General features: G+C 36.3%; 14 protein-coding genes. 10 read left to right on the plus strand and 4 right to left on the minus strand.

Annotated elements, in window-relative coordinates:
• Positions 1-554 precede the first annotated feature (554 nt).
• From ACIQ38_RS00540 to ACIQ38_RS00550, 3 genes are all read right to left on the minus strand, one after another.
• Entirely contained in the window at positions 555-1,697 is a 1,143-nt protein-coding gene (locus ACIQ38_RS00540) for a SpoIIE family protein phosphatase (protein WP_402816767.1), read from the minus strand.
• 127 nt (positions 1,698-1,824) lie between these two features.
• The gene (locus ACIQ38_RS00545) at positions 1,825-2,133 is read right to left on the minus strand and encodes a nucleotide pyrophosphohydrolase (RefSeq protein ID WP_402816769.1); all 309 of its coding nucleotides are present in this window, start codon (positions 2,131-2,133) and stop codon (positions 1,825-1,827) included.
• 44 nt (positions 2,134-2,177) lie between these two features.
• Positions 2,178-2,642, minus strand: a complete 465-nt coding sequence (locus tag ACIQ38_RS00550; protein ID WP_402816771.1) for a class I SAM-dependent methyltransferase — start codon at positions 2,640-2,642, stop codon at positions 2,178-2,180.
• A gap of 235 nt (positions 2,643-2,877) precedes the next feature.
• Between ACIQ38_RS00550 and hxlB the strand changes: the two genes are divergently transcribed.
• The 4 genes from hxlB (at position 2,878) to ACIQ38_RS00570 (ending at position 6,429) form a co-directional block, all read left to right on the plus strand.
• The gene (gene hxlB / locus ACIQ38_RS00555; RefSeq protein WP_402816773.1) at positions 2,878-3,414 is read left to right on the plus strand and encodes a 6-phospho-3-hexuloisomerase; all 537 of its coding nucleotides are present in this window, start codon (positions 2,878-2,880) and stop codon (positions 3,412-3,414) included.
• Positions 3,415-3,424: 10 nt separating this feature from the next.
• Positions 3,425-4,435, plus strand: coding sequence for an ureidoglycolate dehydrogenase (allD, locus tag ACIQ38_RS00560; RefSeq protein WP_402816775.1), 1,011 nt, complete (start codon positions 3,425-3,427; stop codon positions 4,433-4,435).
• Between the two features lie 53 nt (positions 4,436-4,488).
• Positions 4,489-5,136, plus strand: a complete 648-nt coding sequence (gene hxlA, locus ACIQ38_RS00565) for a 3-hexulose-6-phosphate synthase (RefSeq protein ID WP_402816777.1) — start codon at positions 4,489-4,491, stop codon at positions 5,134-5,136.
• A gap of 159 nt (positions 5,137-5,295) precedes the next feature.
• Positions 5,296-6,429 carry an MFS transporter gene (locus tag ACIQ38_RS00570; RefSeq protein ID WP_402816779.1) on the plus strand — a complete coding sequence of 378 codons (1,134 nt, stop codon included), beginning with the start codon at positions 5,296-5,298 and terminating at the stop codon, positions 6,427-6,429.
• 743 nt (positions 6,430-7,172) lie between these two features.
• Here the strand turns inward: ACIQ38_RS00570 and ACIQ38_RS00575 are convergent.
• A complete protein-coding gene (locus ACIQ38_RS00575; protein ID WP_402816781.1) occupies positions 7,173-9,311 on the minus strand; it encodes a sensor domain-containing protein in 2,139 nt (712 codons plus the stop codon).
• Positions 9,312-9,586: 275 nt separating this feature from the next.
• On the opposite strand from ACIQ38_RS00575, the gene ACIQ38_RS00580 reads away from it, so the two are divergent.
• The 6 genes from ACIQ38_RS00580 to ACIQ38_RS00605 all read left to right on the plus strand — a co-directional run bounded on the left by ACIQ38_RS00580 (position 9,587) and on the right by ACIQ38_RS00605 (position 16,028).
• A complete protein-coding gene (locus ACIQ38_RS00580; protein ID WP_402816783.1) occupies positions 9,587-10,573 on the plus strand; it encodes a LacI family DNA-binding transcriptional regulator in 987 nt (328 codons plus the stop codon).
• Positions 10,574-10,681: 108 nt separating this feature from the next.
• A complete protein-coding gene (gene hisD, locus ACIQ38_RS00585) occupies positions 10,682-11,959 on the plus strand; it encodes a histidinol dehydrogenase (protein WP_402816785.1) in 1,278 nt (425 codons plus the stop codon).
• Between the two features lie 159 nt (positions 11,960-12,118).
• Positions 12,119-13,441 carry a GntP family permease gene (locus tag ACIQ38_RS00590; protein WP_402816787.1) on the plus strand — a complete coding sequence of 441 codons (1,323 nt, stop codon included), beginning with the start codon at positions 12,119-12,121 and terminating at the stop codon, positions 13,439-13,441.
• A gap of 97 nt (positions 13,442-13,538) precedes the next feature.
• Complete coding sequence (locus ACIQ38_RS00595; protein WP_402816789.1) at positions 13,539-14,483, plus strand: 3-hydroxyacyl-CoA dehydrogenase family protein; 945 nt, start codon at positions 13,539-13,541, stop codon at positions 14,481-14,483.
• Positions 14,483-15,247, plus strand: a complete 765-nt coding sequence (locus ACIQ38_RS00600; protein WP_402816791.1) for an SDR family NAD(P)-dependent oxidoreductase — start codon at positions 14,483-14,485, stop codon at positions 15,245-15,247. Before ACIQ38_RS00595 ends, ACIQ38_RS00600 begins: the two co-directional genes overlap by 1 nt.
• Before the next feature lie 16 nt (positions 15,248-15,263).
• The gene (locus ACIQ38_RS00605) at positions 15,264-16,028 is read left to right on the plus strand and encodes a 3-hydroxybutyrate dehydrogenase (protein ID WP_402816793.1); all 765 of its coding nucleotides are present in this window, start codon (positions 15,264-15,266) and stop codon (positions 16,026-16,028) included.
• Positions 16,029-16,486: the final 458 nt, after the last annotated feature.

A 16,486-nucleotide genomic window follows, 5' to 3' on the forward strand; every position in this document is an offset into this window, starting at 1 on the left:
TTGGGGAAGCTGCTTTTTCTAGTTGCCTAGGAAACTAGAAAAATTTTGGCATGTGGATAACTTTTCATAAAATATTAGATTAAGATTTATAATTTTGAGCGTGGTATAGGGATAATGCATCGTGAGAAGGCTTTATAAGGAGACCGCTATATTTTCACCAGAGAGTGATGGGCCGATACGTCGCGAACGCTCTTGCAGGGTCTCACACATTCGAGCAAAGTTCGTACTAGTAATACGTTGATACTAGATAGAAAAGGAACGCTTCCTTTCAATCAAAAAGGTGAAAATACGATAGAGAAGGACTGAGCAGCCAAAATTGTATCTTTGGCTGCTTTTATCTAGATAGGAAAGTGGCTATTCTTTTGTTCTCAAAAGCTTTAGCACTTTGATTACTTATGCTTTTGGAGTGTGACGGACGAACGCATCCCTACACATAAAGAAATCTCGGATAATGGTGTAGAACTCACTTTCGTTCAAAGCACTACAAAAGCATTTAAACATAGAGTGCTCTGAGTCACCATAATCATAGTATTCAATTTATTGGATAATTTTATCTAATTAACAGGCGTGTTTGTTTTAATCATTAATAAGCAGATATCATCTTTTTGATTGGACTGATTAATATCGCTGAGAATCGTTTCGAATAGACATTCATCATCTTTCCATTCTTGCAAAGTGATTGATTGTAACTTATCAATGGTTTCCATTTCATCAATGGCTTCTGACTCGAGTATACCGTCTGTGTAAAGTAATAGTTGGATATCATTTTTGTAAGAAACGAAAGACTTCTTTACATGAATATCGTCAAACAAACCAACTGCACAAGCTCCTCTTTCCATCGTATGAAGTGTTCCATCAATACGTAGGAATCCCGGTGGATGCCCTGCATTTACATATTCTATTTCTTGTTTTTCCGTATCAATAATTAGATAGATTGCGGTGAAATAATAATTAAGATTGTTTTTATTATGTAAAGATGTCATATAACGATTTAATTCTTTAATGACAAGTATTGGATCTTCTAAGTTTTTTATCGCATCTCTTAAAACAGAAGAGATGAACATACTAACAAGAGAAGCACTAATACCGTGCCCCATCATATCAAAAAGAATAATACCATATCTCTGATCACTGAATTTATGCCAGTGGTACATATCTCCGGAAAGGTTATCAGAAGGACAATGAGATACTTGAATGCTTAAATGCTTATCAATAATAGAGTCATTTAAGAGACTGCCTTGCACTTGCATGGCAAGTAATAAGTCTTCCTGCATCTTCGCTTCTTGCTCGTTATTTCGGTCTTTTTCAAATTTCAGTCTTAAAGCGAGTCGAATTCTTGCTAAAAACTCTAATTTATCAATTGGTTTAGTAACATAATCAGTTCCTCCGACGTCAAATGCTTCTACTAGATGTTTAGAGTCATTTAAAGCGGTAAGGAAAATAATGGGTATCTCTTTTAATCTATCAATTTGTTGAATACGTCGACAGGCTTCGATGCCATCAATTTTTGGCATCATTATATCTAATAGTATAAGGTCAACCTTTGGGACAGGTGCTGCTGGCTCATCCATTCTTAAGTACTGGAAAAGTTCTTCTGCTGAATTCAAAGGATGACAATTTTCATAACCTGATTTTTTAAGGATACTTTCAATTACAAATAAATTTACTGAATTATCATCTACCATTAGAATTGTCATCTCTAAATATCCTCTTTTCATATAAATCTTTATTCTTTATATGATAGAACATAATGAGGAGAACAATCAACTAAGTAGACTGAAAAGAGTTTATTTACTGAATAATCGCGACGCCTCGAGTTAGTCATTAACTTTCCATTTTCACAGGAGCGGGGTACTTCAAAGCATTTTTTATCATCTTTTGTTGCGCAGCTTCTTTTAAATCAACACCTAATACGTTGGCAAGTTGTAGTAAATAAATAAAAACATCCGCCGCTTCATCTACAATTGCTTGCTTGTCTTTTTTTATTGCCTCTTCTGGTGACAGCCATTGAAAATGTTCTAGTAGTTCACTAGCTTCTAAAGAGACTGATATGGCAAGGCTCCGTGCATCATGGTTTCTACCCCAGCCCCGTTCCTCACAAAACATGAGTATTTCTTCTGTTAGTTCTTTCATATTTTTATCCTCACTTCGCTAAAAATGTATATGTAGACATCGATTTAACACATTCTTCGTTCCCATTTTTTAATTTTCTTCAATATATCATATAACTCTTCTGATGATTTCAAATACCAAGAGCAATGAGAAAGCACGATGAAATCAAAAGAGTTTTCGGGAAAATCGACTTCAGGCGAGAGAACATTCGTCTCAAAATCTACTTTGATACGATTCCCTAATTCTGATTTCTTTATAAAATCAATTGAATCACCTAAAGTAACAGGACTTCCATACGAAGGTGGAGCAATATCTATGCCGTGAACAAAACCAGCATCTCCAACTAAATAAGCCAGAGTTGCAGTTGTATCCCCTTGTCCACAGCCAATCTCTAACACTCTGCTTCCAAATTTGATATTCCAAAACCTTGCTAATTTCAATCTATGTTCTATTTGTACTCTTTGAATAGTTGTATCGATTTGATTTGTTGGCATACATTTAGCAATACTTTCTATAGTATGAGCATTCATTCCATCACCCCTAATTACTGTATTTTCACTTATGGAGCAGTCGTTCCTAAAGGACTTAGTTGATAATAATAAAATTATATGTGTATGAATTATTGTTGTAAATATTTGAATATTTCAGAAACAAAATTGACTTTGAAAAGGGTTTCATTTAAGCTTTTTACTAAACCGGTTTATTTAATTCGTATAAACGGTTAATAGATTTGGATACATAGAAGAATAGGAGAAAGGGGATTACATGAATACTATTTCAACCGTTCTAACAGAAATGAAGGAAGTTTTTACTAAAGTAAACGATAAAGAATATAGGCAATTAATAGATTTGTTTAAAAAGGATATTCGCTTTTTTTTCACTGGCGAAGGTAGATCTGGGCTTATTGCCAAAGTAATTGCCATGAGATTAATGCATAGCGGTAAAACTGTATTTGTTATTGGAGAAACAACTACTCCCGCAATTACGGAAAGGGACGCACTTATAGTCCTTTCAGGTTCGGGAAAGACGGCAAATACGTTAAATGTTTTAGAAAGTGCTTCAAAAGTAGGTGCACAAATCTTTATGATAACGACAAATACAGAAGTACTCGCTCAGTACAATGGATTATACATTCCAGCAGCAACAAAATACCGTTTACCAAATGAACCAGAAACGATTCAACCTTTAGGCAATCAATTCGACCAAGCTGCCCATCTCATTTTAGATGCAGCCATTATCGATAGCCTTGATAGTTTGCAAACAAATGACATTTTGAAAAACAAACATAGCAATTTAGAATAGGAGATTGATTATGTCCACAATTACAATAAATCATGAAGAAGCAAAGCAATATGCTATCAACAAATTAGTTGCAGCAGGTCTAATGGAATCCCACGCAGAAAAAGTAGCGGAAATTTTGATTCATGCTGATTTGAGAAACGTTAACTCTCATGGAGTACTAAGAACAGAACATTATGTGAATCGCTTAAAGGCTGGAGGCATAAATCCAAACGCAAACATTACATTCAATCAAACAGCACCTTCAACTGGTATAGTAGATGGTGACAATGGCTTTGGACATGTCATCGGTGATTTTGCAATAGAAAAGGCAATACAAATGGCGAAGGAAAATGGTATTGGTATGGTTACAGTAATGAATAGTAGTCATTGTGGTGCACTAAGCTATTTCGTGCAAAAAGCAGCTGAAGCTAATTTAATAGGAATTGCCATGTCTCACACAGATAAAATTGTAGTTCCTTTTGGTGGAAAAAACTCTTTTTTAGGAACGAATCCAATTGCATATGGCATTCCCGCAAAGAAACATAAACCGTTCATCTTGGATATGGCAACGTCAACAGTAGCACTCGGAAAAGTGTTGCAACATAAGGAAGAAGGGAAATCTATTCCGGAAGGGTGGGGTGTCGATGAAAATGGACAAGCAGTAACAGATCCGGATAAAGTAGTTTCGCTAACACCTTTTGGAGGACCAAAAGGATATGGATTATCACTTATAGTAGATATATTTTCAGGGTTGCTTGCAGGGGCAGCATTCGGTCCGCATATCGGAAAAATGTATGAAGATTTAGATAAAAAACGCCATTTAGGGCATTATTTTTGTGTTTTCAATCCAACAAACTTTATAGACTTAGAAACATTCTTAGCTAGAATGGATCAAATGATAGACGAATTGCATGAATCGGAGCCTGCTCCGGGATTTTCCAAAGTATACATACCAGGTGAAATCGAACAGCAAAATGAAGAGAACAATCTAGTGAACGGAATTACAATTGCCAAGAGTGTTTATGATTATTTAACTGAATAATTAATAGAGTAATATAATAATTACCACTGGATAGTAGGGGATGGAGGTGTCGAATGAGTAATGTCAAAATTCAATTGGCTTTAGATCGTATGACGATAGAAGACTGTATAAACCTTGTTGATAAAACCAAGGATTATATCAACTGGATTGAAATTGGAACGGGTGTTATAAAAGAATACGGGATGACTGCTGTCCGCAAAATGAGGGAACGTTTTCCTGAAAAAACAATTGTTGCTGACATGAAAACATGTGATGCTGGACGACACGAAAGTTTACAAGCTTTCAACTCAGGTGCTAATGTTACGACGGTTATGGGCTTTTCTCCAAATGCCACCATAAAACAGTGCTTGGAAGTTGCTACTGAGCAAAATGGAGAAGTAATGATAGATTTACTCGGAATAGAAAACGCTGAGCGAGTAAGAGAAATTCACTCGCTTGGAGCTCGGCTTTTCTGTTTGCATGTCGGTAAAGACATGCAACAAGACGGAGTACTTGCGACGTCTTCATTATTAAAACTTGTTGAAGGATTGGATAATATTCAGATTGCAGTTGCTGGCGGAGTAAATGACGTAATCATGCCTAGCCTGATTAAAGCAGGCGTGGAAGTTATTATTGTTGGAAGTTTTATTACAGGTAGTACAAATCCAAAGATTAGCTCAACACTACTGTCTAATATTATTGATGAATACAAGCAGAGATAATTTTCGAAGCCATTACTCAGTGAATTGAGTAATGGCTTTTGTTGTTCTAGCAGAGTGGAAAATTTAATACAAAAAAATTCACTCTTCTACTCCCATAAATTAGTATAATAAGATTTGTTGTAAGCGAGATATTTTAAAAGGACATAGGCAGGGATAAAGATGAATTTACGATGGATTTTATTACTTATTTTTTTATTTCAGACAATCGTTAATGCGACAAGACCAGTTATTACATTATCAGCAGATGCATTTGGAGCATCTTTTGTTATTATAGGTATTTTAACGTCATCATTCGCATTTTTACCATTGATTTTTTCCATACATGCAGGAAAAATTATCGATAAATTCGGAGATCGAATGCCAGTAGTTTTTGGTTTTACAGCTTCTATTGCAGGGATGATTGTTCCGGCGATATTTACAACTATATGGGCCTTATTTGCAAGCCAATTATTACTTGGGCTCGCCAATATATGTATTCCTATAGCTTTGCAAAATTTGTTAGGTCACCAATCCACCGCTAGAAATAGAGATTATTTTTTTAGTATGTTTAGTCTATGCGTAGCTTTAGGAGCAGTAATTGGTCCTTTAGTAGGGGGTTATTTATCAGAACATATATCCTTTCAAATGGTTTACATTTTTTGTATAGTCATTGGTGTAATTTCTATTGTATTTTCCTTCCGAATTCCAAGGGCAGGTGAGAAGGTTGACAGACCACCTACTAAGTTAGTTGATTCGTTTAAACTTTTTGAAAATCCACTTGTAAGAAAAGCGTTGTTTTCCAGTGCACTTGTTTTATATTCGAAAGATATTTTTGTCGCGTATTTCCCATTGTTAGGAAAGCAAATGCATTTATCCACTTCTGCAATTGGTTGGATTATCGCATTGCAAGGACTCGCTACGATGTTTGTTCGCTTCATATTGCCGAAGCTCTTGGAAACGTATAAACGTGATACTGTGTTGTTCATGTCGATTTTAGTTGCTGGCATAGCATTTCTTTTATTGCCATTTAGTCATTCGGTATACTTGATTGCTATATTTGCTATTGTGATGGGGCTTGGATTAGGCTGTGGTCAACCGATTTCCATGACGACTACCTATAATGCATCCCCGCCTGATCGAACTGGGGAGGTATTAGGACTGCGCATTGCGACGAATCGTTTTTCTCAGTTAATCGCCCCAACGTTTTTTGGGTTGATTGGTGGTTCGATAGGAATGGTGGGAATCTTTCTATTTAGTGGAGTGTTTTTAGTAGGAGGATCTTTGTTTTTTAGAAAACATCAGAATAATGAATAGTTTATTGCAGATTAAAGAAGGTGACTTTTCATTCAAAGTAGAATGAAGAATCGCATTGTAGGGATAATTTGTAGTATAAGGTGACCCTGCTAGCCTCATGACTGCGACTCATGTGACCCGGCACGCTAAGGCAAATATATCAAAGCATATATATGAGAAGATTGCTCATTAAAAAAGCGCAACGCTCTAGTGATTACTCGCAACATTCCCATTCAAACACGCAACATTGTACGCCATTTGCGCAACGTTGACAAAGATGGGCTATAATCATCTTTGTCTCAATCCAAGTAAACTTGCTATTGTAAGAAATTAGTTGCTTTCATCGGCAATTTAGTTGCTCTCGTGTTGATTTTAATTGCTTTCGTACTGAAATTAGTTGCTTTCAATACCTATTTGATTGCCCTTAGCCATTCTTTGGAATTTATTAATTAATAACTACATAATTTTGGAATTTTGCACGAAGGTTTGAGAACCTGCAAGAGCGTTAGCGACGTAGTGGCTCATCGCTCACCCGGCGGAAAGCGTACGACTGCAGGGAAAATCACAGCGGTCACTACGACGCACTTTCCCTATAACACGTCATTGTTATTTTCGCTTCACTTAAAGTAAATTTGTTATTATGAAAAATAAGTGTTTTCAATGTCGGGTTTGTTTCCCTAAAGCAAAAGAGTTACTCTGAAAATAATTACTTTATGAATAAAAAAACCAGCACTTCCGCTTAGGAAGGCTGGTTTATTCTTATTTCAATCCTTATCAAAAAATGCATACCGATCTGTTTGTACAAAACTACATACTGCGCCATGTGAAGGGGCATGAAGAGCACCAAATTTATCTAAGGCCTTGTTGAGGTTTATTAACTCCTCTTCCTCCATTTTATACTCCAAAACATATTGATACACATTAGGTTTAGCTTCTGTTACCGAAACAATCGTACCAGCAAACTTTACAATCTGGCTGAGAATCATTGTTTTTAACTCTAAAATAATCGAATGATTGACTGCTAGCTTAGTATTAGATAAAAACTTCAATCTTTTTGTACAAATTTCTTCGATAAGAACATCCATTGTTCCTAATTCTACTTTATTATCCCGAATTTGTGTTAAAGTCATTGCCGCTTTTAAAGGATTGACTAGTATTGTTTTGAAATCTTTTCCGTAATTTTCAGATCCATCTTGACTTGTATTCATTTCTTCAGGCACCAATTTTCCTTTACGCAGTAGTTTTTCAAAAATTGCTGCTGGTACCGGTTTAGAAAATAAATAACCTTGAATCGTATCGCAGTTATAATTGTTTAACACTTCCAGTTGATCAGTAGTCTCCACACCTTCTGCAACAACAGACATCTGCAATTGTTGGGATAACTGAATGATCATATTCGCTATAAAGTTGGAATCGGCTGTATCATGCGGTGTTAAATCATTAATAAATGTCCGGTCAATTTTTAGAATTTCGATTAGTCCTTTGAAACGTTTTAAGGAAGAAAGGGAAGAGTAACCTGTTCCAAAATCATCTAGTGCAACTTTGACTCCTAAGCGTTTCAATCCTTCTAAAACAGAAAACACAATTTTTTCATTCTCCAGTAAAGAGGATTCCGTAATTTCTATTTCAAAGTATTTGGATTCCAATTTTGTTTCTTCTAAAACATCCATTACACTAGTTATTAAACTCCGTTCTAAAAAGCGATTTGCTGAAAGGTTAATAGAAATGGGTATTTTAGGTAAGTTGGCGTCTTGCCATTTTTTATTTTGTATACAAGCAGTTCGCTTAACCCAATGGCCAATTTCAGTAATAAGTCCGGTCTCCTCGGCTAATGGGATAAACTCGTCCGGCGACACGATTCCCCATTCAGGATGATTCCAACGAATGAGTGCCTCGGCACCAACAATCTCATAGGTGTTTGGACAAACTTTTGGTTGATAATACAATTCTAATTGACCCAGTTCAATTGCATGACGAAGACTGGATTCTAAAGAAAAAATCTTATACGTTTGGACATTTAACGAAGATGAAAATACTTGGAAATTATTTTTCCCTAATTCTTTTGCTTTATAGAGAGCTGAATCGGCATTTTTCATTAATGTAAGTGAGTCATTCCCGTCATGTGGGTAAATACTTATTCCAATACTCGTTGTCACGAAAAGATTATAATTTTCTATAAGAAATGGTTTATCTAATGCTTCAATTATACTTTTCGATCGTTCTTTTGCTTGTTGCATATAAAAATTCGATAATAGTATACCGAATTCATCTCCCCCCAGACGAGCTACAATAGCATTCTCCCCAAGGCAATATTTTAGCCTCTTTGCAATTTCTATAAGTAATTTATCTCCAAGTGTATGACCCAGCGTATCATTAATATATTTGAAACGGTCTAAGTCTAAATACATAACGGCTACTTTTTGGTTTAACGTATTTCCGATGATAATTGCTTGTTCGAGTTTTTCTCGAAATAGTTTCCTATTGGGTAATCTAGTTAATGGATCATAATTTGCTAAATAGGTATTTAGTTTTACTGCTTTCATGTGATCCGTAACATCTTTTGCGATTCCAAAAGCTCCTACTGTAACGCCGTCTAAGTAAGCAGGCATCATTGTTAAGTTAATATCAATTGTATAACCCTTTTTATGTAGGAACATCATATTCATATTTTGTGGGATGCCAGAAAGTACTCTATGGAATGCTTCATCATGCATATGGATATAATTTGAAGGGATCAGTGAATCTATAGTGTCTATCTCATGAATATTAGTGAATCCGAGTTTTTGGAAAAAAACATCGTTCATTTTTTCTAAACTTCCTGATGTATTAATAAAATATACAATGTCCGGATTATATTTAAATAAAGATTGGTAAAAATAATTGCTATCATCTATTTGTTCCATTCATACCACCCTTTCGACTTTATAGTATTTTTGAATCTATATCGCACTATTTTAATTAGGTATTTAAATCTATTTATTTGTACAGAAAATTGAAGATGGACGGGAGATCTTGTTATCCTTAATAATATTGTATAGTGCTAGATAAAGACAGTAAAAAAACAAAAAACAAATTGTAGTAATTTATAGTTTGTTTTGATAAAAAATAATCTGTTTTCAAAAATGAAGATTACATAGTATAGTTTTATTAATATATTTGAAAAAAGGTAGTGAACGTTTTGAAGTATTATGTTACAGCAAAGGATGTTGCCAAGCTTGCGGGTGTTTCGCAATCGTCGGTATCGAGGGTATATTTTGAAGGAGCATCGGTTTCTAAAAAAACGCGGGAGAAAGTATTGGCAGCGGCAAAGGAGTTAGGTTATAGACCCAATGAATTTGCACGGAGCCTTATTACCAACCGTACAAAAATTATTGGTTTAGTGATGAAAGGGATTCAAAATCCATTCTATCCGGAAGTTTTAAAGCAATTTACAACAGCGTTTAATAAACTAGGTTACAGCATTTTGTTTGTATCTACAAACAATGATGAAATACAGAAAGAAGATATCGACATGTTGAGGAATTATAATGTTGCTGGAGTAATTATTACGGATGCTTCTCTATCTTTGAATGTAACAGAAGATTTTAAGGTGAACCAAGTTCCACTCGTCCTTTTTAATCGCAAAATTGATAATGAGCAATTTTATTCAGTTTGTTGTAATAATCTGGATGCAAGTGAAAAAATTGCTGAGTATTTGATCGAAAAGGGTTGTTCGAATGTAGCATATATTGCAGGGAATGCAAATACATCTACTAGTAGGGATAGAGAAAAAGGGTTCACATCTATAATTGAAAAATATAACATTCCATTTAACAAGTACACTTCAGATTATACATATGAAGGTGGTTATAAAACTGCGCAAAAAATTATTGCGGAAAAGCAAATACCAGATGGAATTTTCGTGGCAAATGATATTATGGCACTCGGGGTAGTAGATGCTTTAAAAGAAAATTCTATTATGATTCCAGCTGAAACAAAAGTAGTGGGATTCGACAATATCGATATGGCTTCATGGCCAACATATAATCTAACTACTTGGGAACAACCAATTATAAAAATGGTCGAACAAACGGTAAATTATTTAATGGCTGAAATTGTTGAATTCTCTGGTTTTACTGAAAATGTAGAGGTAAATGGAGAGTTAATTGTGCGAAAAACTACATAATTTTTATTGACTTGTGCTTGAATTTAGAATATTCTTTTCGTGAGGGTATTTTGCATACGTATGCAAAAAAGAAATGTATGCGTTTACAATTAAAGGGAGGAATATATAATGGTCAAAGTGTTAAAAGCAGGTAAATCACAAGAAGAAGTAAGTGCAAATGATTTAAAAGTTTCTCAAATAGTATCAGAGGCATTGAAAGATGTAGAAGTCAGAGGAGATCAAGCAGTTCGTGAATTATCTGATAAATTCGACAAATGGTCACCGGAATCATTCCGCCTATCTGAATCTCAAATAAATGAAATAGTTTCCAAAGTTCCAGCTGAAGTAATAGAAGATATTAAATTTGCGCAGAAAAATATTCGTGAATTTGCAGAAGCGCAACTTGCTTCTATGCATGACGTGGAAGTTGAAAATATCCCAGGCGTTATTTTGGGACATAAAAATATTCCGGTAAACAGTGTAGGTTGTTATATTCCAGGTGGTCGTTATCCAATGGTAGCTTCTGCGCATATGAGTGTTTTAACAGCAAAAGTTGCAGGTGTTAAGCGTGTAATCGCTTGTACTCCTCCAATTAATGGAGAAATTCCACACGCAACAATCGCTGCTATGTCTTTAGCTGGCGCCGATGAAATTTATCTTTTAGGTGGAATTCAAGCTATGGCAGCAATGGCTATCGGTACAGAAACAATTGAATCAGTAGATATGATTGTTGGACCTGGTAATGCATTTGTTGCAGAAGCTAAGCGCCAATTATACGGTCGTGTAGGAATCGATTTATTTGCCGGTCCTACAGAAACCCTAGTTGTTGCAGACCATACTGCAGATGCTGAAATGGTTGCAACAGATATCCTTGGGCAAGGAGAGCACGGACCAACTTCTCCAGGGGCACTTATTACAACTTCTGAAAAGCTTGCAGAAGAAACAGTGAAAGAGATTGAACGTCAATTAGAAATACTTCCTACAGCGGATGTTGCACGCGTTTCATGGGAAGATTACGGACAAATTCTATTAGTAGATTCTATTGAAGAAGCTAGAATTGAAGCAGATCGTTTAGCTTTTGAGCATGTAGAAATTTTAACGGAAGATCCAAATTACTTCCTTGAAAATATGACCAACTATGGTTGTCTATTCTTAGGACCAGAAACAAATGTTGCTTACGGAGATAAAGTAATCGGAACGAATCACACACTACCGACAAAAGGTGCAGCTCGCTACACAGGCGGACTATGGGTAGGTAAATTCATCAAAACAGTAACGTATCAAAAAGTTACACCTGAAGCTAGTGCGTATATTGGGGAGTATGCAGCTCGACTTTGCCAATTAGAAAACTTTGCAGGGCATGCTGAACAAGCATTACTTCGCGTAAGAAGATACGGAAATAAATAATTTACTTAATTCCGTGGGAGAAAAACACACGGAATTAAGCAAGCCTCCGGCGGATGTCACAGATTTTGTAAGGAGTTAATCGAACGAGTTCGATTCAAAACCTGGACGCAAATACGCCAAGGCGAATTTGATAAATAGAGGGTTACTGGGGGAAAAATTATGTTAGGTATGATTGGGCTATTTGGTGGCCTTGCGTTACTTATTTATTTGACGATGAAGGGAATGAACCTTCTTATTGCAGCACCATTAATGGCTTTGGTTGTTGGGATTTTTAATGGATTACCAATTTTCCCGCAGCTTGCAGAAGAAGGAGCGGCAAACTTTTTAACAAACTATATGACTGGATTCACTGGATTTATCGCATCTTGGTATTTAATGTTCTTAACTGGTGCAATTTTCGGTAAAGTGATGGAAGACAGTGGAGCAGCAGATAGTGTTTCACAATGGATTGTTAGTAAAATTGGTATGAAACGTGCGGCGTTAGCTGTTGTTATTGCCTGTGCTGTATTAACTTATGGTGGGGTAAGCTTGTTCGTTGTTGCGTTTTCTGTTTACCCAATGGCGTTAAGCTTGTTTAAACAAGCAGATCTGCCAAGACGCTTTATACCAGCAGCACTTGGTTTTGGTTCGACAACGTTTACGATGACATCAGCGGGTTCTCCAGAAATACAAAACTGGATTCCGATTGAATTTTTAGGAACAACTCCATATGCTGGATGGGAAGTAAGTTTTATCGTTGCTGTGTTCATGATGGCTTTTGGATACTGGTGGCTGAAAAAGATGATTTCCAAAGCAATGTCAAAAGGTGAGCGATTTGTTAGTAGAGATACAGATGTAGAGGGCGTTGTTCGTACAGAATTACCGGATCCATTATTAAGTATGGTACCTTTACTTGTTGTATTAGCTATATCATTTTTCTTCCACAACACTTTAGGAACTTCTGCTTTAATAATCGCTTTAACTGGTGGTATTTTAGCAACTTACTTGATCAACAGAAAGTATTTCCACAACTTTGGAAAAGCTCTTGGAGACGGTGCAATGGGAGCAATCATTGCTATTGCCAATACTGCAGCTGTTGTTGGTTTTGGTGGAGTTGTAAAAGCAACGCCTGCATTTACATCAGCAGTTGGTTTTATGACAGATATTCCGGGAAGTCCGCTCATTGGTGGAGCGCTTGCAGTAGCAGTAATTGCTGGTCTCACTGGATCTTCCTCAGGTGGACAAGCAATTGCGTTACCACTTTTAGCACCACATTATTTAGATTTGGGCGTTAACGCAGAGGCGTTGCACCGTTCGGTTGCGATTTCTTCGGGGTCACTCGATTCATTGCCACAAGGTGGTTATGTTGTAACTACAATCCGTTCGATTTGTGGTGAGACACATAAAGATGCATATCCTGCATTTGGGGCATTAACAGTAGTAGTGCCGATATTAGGTGTTATTGTAGCTGTTATATTATTCTCAATCGGTTTAGGAATTTAAGAAGTAGAAGTAAACACATGCCCAACAAACTAATTTATAATAGGTTTGTTGGGTATATATCGTTATACATAAAAAACATAAAGGGGATGTGGATTATATGGAAAACGTATCAATTATTGGCTGTGGAACAATGGGACATTCGATTGCATTATCGGCTGCTTGGGCAGGATTAGCAGTAAAGGTGTATGGCATTAATGAAAAGGATTTAGAAAATGCCGACAAAGGCTTACATAGTAAATTAAAAGTAATGACAGATAACGAAGTCTTTGATGAAGAAACTGCGAGACAAATTAGAGAGAAAATAACGTTATCCATTTCATTAGAAGAAACAATTGCGAATTCTACTTTTATCTTTGAAGTAATTCCAGAAGTGTTGGATATGAAAAAAGAAATGTATAAAAAAATTGAAAGCATGATAAGTGAAGAAGTAGTGATCGCAAGTAATACTTCCGGCTTTAAACCAAGCTTACTGGCGGAAGAGATGCAAAATCCAAATCGTTTTGTAGTAACTCATTTTTGGAACCCGGCGCATTTAATCCCTTTAGTAGAAGTGGTTAAAGGCGAACAAACTGATGAGCAAACAGTGGAACGTGCAATGCAAGTAATAAAAGATATGAATAAACAACCAATATTACTAAACAAAGAGATTCCAGGATTCATCGGTAATCGCTTACAATACGCTTTGTTCCGTGAAGCGCAATCTTTACTAGATGCAGGTGTTGCAACGAAAGAAGATATTGATGCAGCAGTCACGTATAGTATTGGACGACGTTTGCCAGTGACAGGTCCATTAATGTCAGCGGATATGGGTGGACTTGATGTGTTTTCAGCGATTTCCAATTATTTATTTGAAGATTTAAGTACGGATCAGAAATCAGGCACTGTTCTAACGAAACTCGTAGAAGAGAAGAAATTTGGAGATAAAAGTGGAGAAGGTTTTTATAATTGGGAGGCTGATTTTTCAGAGCAGAAAAATGCAGAACGCGAGCAAACGCTTATTCATTTCTTAAAAAATGATCTGCAAAGAAATGAGGAAAAATAATGGAAGCATTTTTCTCCGAACTAGCCAATAAAACAGTAATCGTAACTGGTGGAAGTAAGGGTATTGGAAAAGATATTGCACTTACTTTTGCTAAATTGAACGCTAATGTCGTTATTTCCGGACGAAGTGAAATAGCTTTGAATGAAACACTAGCAGAATTGCATGCATTTAATGAAAAATGTATAGCTGTCCAAGGAGATATGAGTGATATTGCGGTTGTGAAAGATTTAATCGAACAAGCAGCAAGCCAATTTGGAACGGTAGATGTGCTCGTGAATAATGCAGGTGTGAATATTGCAAAGCCTGCAATGGAAGTAACGGAAGAAGATTGGGACACTGTGCTCGATTTAAATTTAAAATCTGCATTTTTTGCTAGTCAAGCTGCTGCAAAATATATGCTCGCACAAAAAAGTGGTAAAATTATAAATATAGCTTCCCAAATGGCGTTCGTCGGCTATTATAAACGAGCGGCATATTGTTCCAGCAAAGGTGGGCTCGTGCAAATGACGAAAGCTCTAGCTGTAGAATGGGCAAAATTAGGTATTAAAGTGAACGCAGTAGCCCCAACATTTGTGGAAACTGAGTTTACAGAAAAAATGTTCGAAGATGAAGCATTCAAAAAAGATGTGGAAAGTCGTATTCTTTTAGAAGGCCTATCCCAACCACAAGATGTTTCGGGAGCAGTACTTTATTTAGCTTCCAATCTAGCAAACTTTGTAACTGGTGAAACTTTAAAAGTAGACGGCGGATGGACTACAATTTAACTTAGGGGGTAATGTAATGGAAGGGAAAGTTTTATTTGTCACTGGAGCGGCTCGCGGTATTGGCTTTGATATTGCAAAAGCATTTTCGGATGTAGGTGCAAATGTAGTAATTTCTGATTTAGCACAAGATGCAATCGATGAAGCAGTAAGTCAATTAAATGGAAATGCTAAAGGAATCATTTGTGATGTGACGAAAGAAGCTGACATCGAAAAAGCAATCCAATTTACGGTTGAAACATACGGTCGTATCGATTTTCTAGTGAATAATGCCGGAATGCAGCATGTATCGATGATCGAGGATTTCCCAACTGAAAAGTTCGAGTTACTCGTGAAAATTATGTTGACTGCTCCTTTTATCGCGATTAAACATGCATTACCTCATATGAAAAAACAAGGCTTCGGAAGAATTATAAATATGGCATCGATTAATGGAGTCATAGGTTTTGCTGGAAAAGCGGCATATAATTCTGCAAAACACGGTGTTATTGGCTTAACAAAAGTAGCAGCACTTGAATCAGCTGCAGATGGTATTACCGTAAATGCCATTTGCCCAGGTTATGTGGACACAGCACTTGTGCGCAACCAATTTGCGGATTTAGCAAAAACTCGTAACATAGAAGTAGAGCAAGTTTTGGAAGAAGTATTATATCCACTTGTTCCGCAAAAGAGATTACTAGATATTAGTGAAATTACTGATTTGGCTTTATATATTGCTAGTGATTCGGCAAAAGGAATGACTGGTCAAGCAATCATTTTAGATGGTGGTTATACAGCGCAATAAGTTTTTAGGAAGTGCTCTTGAAGCTAATAACTTCAAGGGCACTTTTTTGTGCTTTCGGAAGTTGTAAAATGCATGGTTTGTAGATAACATACTCTTAAAGATATAAGTGTATTACTGTTTAGGAATACAGCGCAGTAGTGAGCTAAATAAGAAGGCTGCTATATTTCCGCCGGACGAGTGACGGGCCACTACGTTGCTAATGCTCTTGCAGGGTCTCACACCTTCGAGCAAAATTATGTAGCTATTAATTAATAAATTCCAAAGAATGGCTAAGGGTAATCAAAGAGCTATTGAAAGCAACTAATTTCAGTACGAAAGCAACTAAAATCAGCATGAGAGCCACTAAATTGCCGATGAAAGCAAGCAATTTATTACAATAACTCTTTACTTAGATTGAGACGACCATGATTTCGATATGTTATAGGAATGATATGCTTAAAAGCATGTTGAACTTGCAT

It is taken from the genome of Psychrobacillus sp. NPDC096389 (assembly GCF_044762855.1).
GTDB lineage: Bacteria > Bacillota > Bacilli > Bacillales_A > Planococcaceae > Psychrobacillus.

Excerpts from the sequence above, each read along its gene's own strand:
- allD (WP_402816775.1), top strand. The coding sequence starts at position 3,425 with ATGTCCACAATTACAATAAATCATGAAGAAGCAAAGCAATATGCTATC.
- ACIQ38_RS00540 (WP_402816767.1), bottom strand. The coding sequence starts at position 1,697 with ATGACAATTCTAATGGTAGATGATAATTCAGTAAATTTATTTGTAATT.
- hisD (WP_402816785.1), top strand. The coding sequence starts at position 10,682 with ATGGTCAAAGTGTTAAAAGCAGGTAAATCACAAGAAGAAGTAAGTGCA.
- ACIQ38_RS00605 (WP_402816793.1), top strand. The coding sequence starts at position 15,264 with ATGGAAGGGAAAGTTTTATTTGTCACTGGAGCGGCTCGCGGTATTGGC.
- hxlB (WP_402816773.1), top strand. The coding sequence starts at position 2,878 with ATGAATACTATTTCAACCGTTCTAACAGAAATGAAGGAAGTTTTTACT.
- ACIQ38_RS00575 (WP_402816781.1), bottom strand. The coding sequence starts at position 9,311 with ATGGAACAAATAGATGATAGCAATTATTTTTACCAATCTTTATTTAAA.
- ACIQ38_RS00600 (WP_402816791.1), top strand. The coding sequence starts at position 14,483 with ATGGAAGCATTTTTCTCCGAACTAGCCAATAAAACAGTAATCGTAACT.
- ACIQ38_RS00590 (WP_402816787.1), top strand. The coding sequence starts at position 12,119 with ATGTTAGGTATGATTGGGCTATTTGGTGGCCTTGCGTTACTTATTTAT.
- ACIQ38_RS00545 (WP_402816769.1), bottom strand. The coding sequence starts at position 2,133 with ATGAAAGAACTAACAGAAGAAATACTCATGTTTTGTGAGGAACGGGGC.
- hxlA (WP_402816777.1), top strand. The coding sequence starts at position 4,489 with ATGAGTAATGTCAAAATTCAATTGGCTTTAGATCGTATGACGATAGAA.
- ACIQ38_RS00570 (WP_402816779.1), top strand. The coding sequence starts at position 5,296 with ATGAATTTACGATGGATTTTATTACTTATTTTTTTATTTCAGACAATC.
- ACIQ38_RS00550 (WP_402816771.1), bottom strand. The coding sequence starts at position 2,642 with ATGAATGCTCATACTATAGAAAGTATTGCTAAATGTATGCCAACAAAT.
- ACIQ38_RS00595 (WP_402816789.1), top strand. The coding sequence starts at position 13,539 with ATGGAAAACGTATCAATTATTGGCTGTGGAACAATGGGACATTCGATT.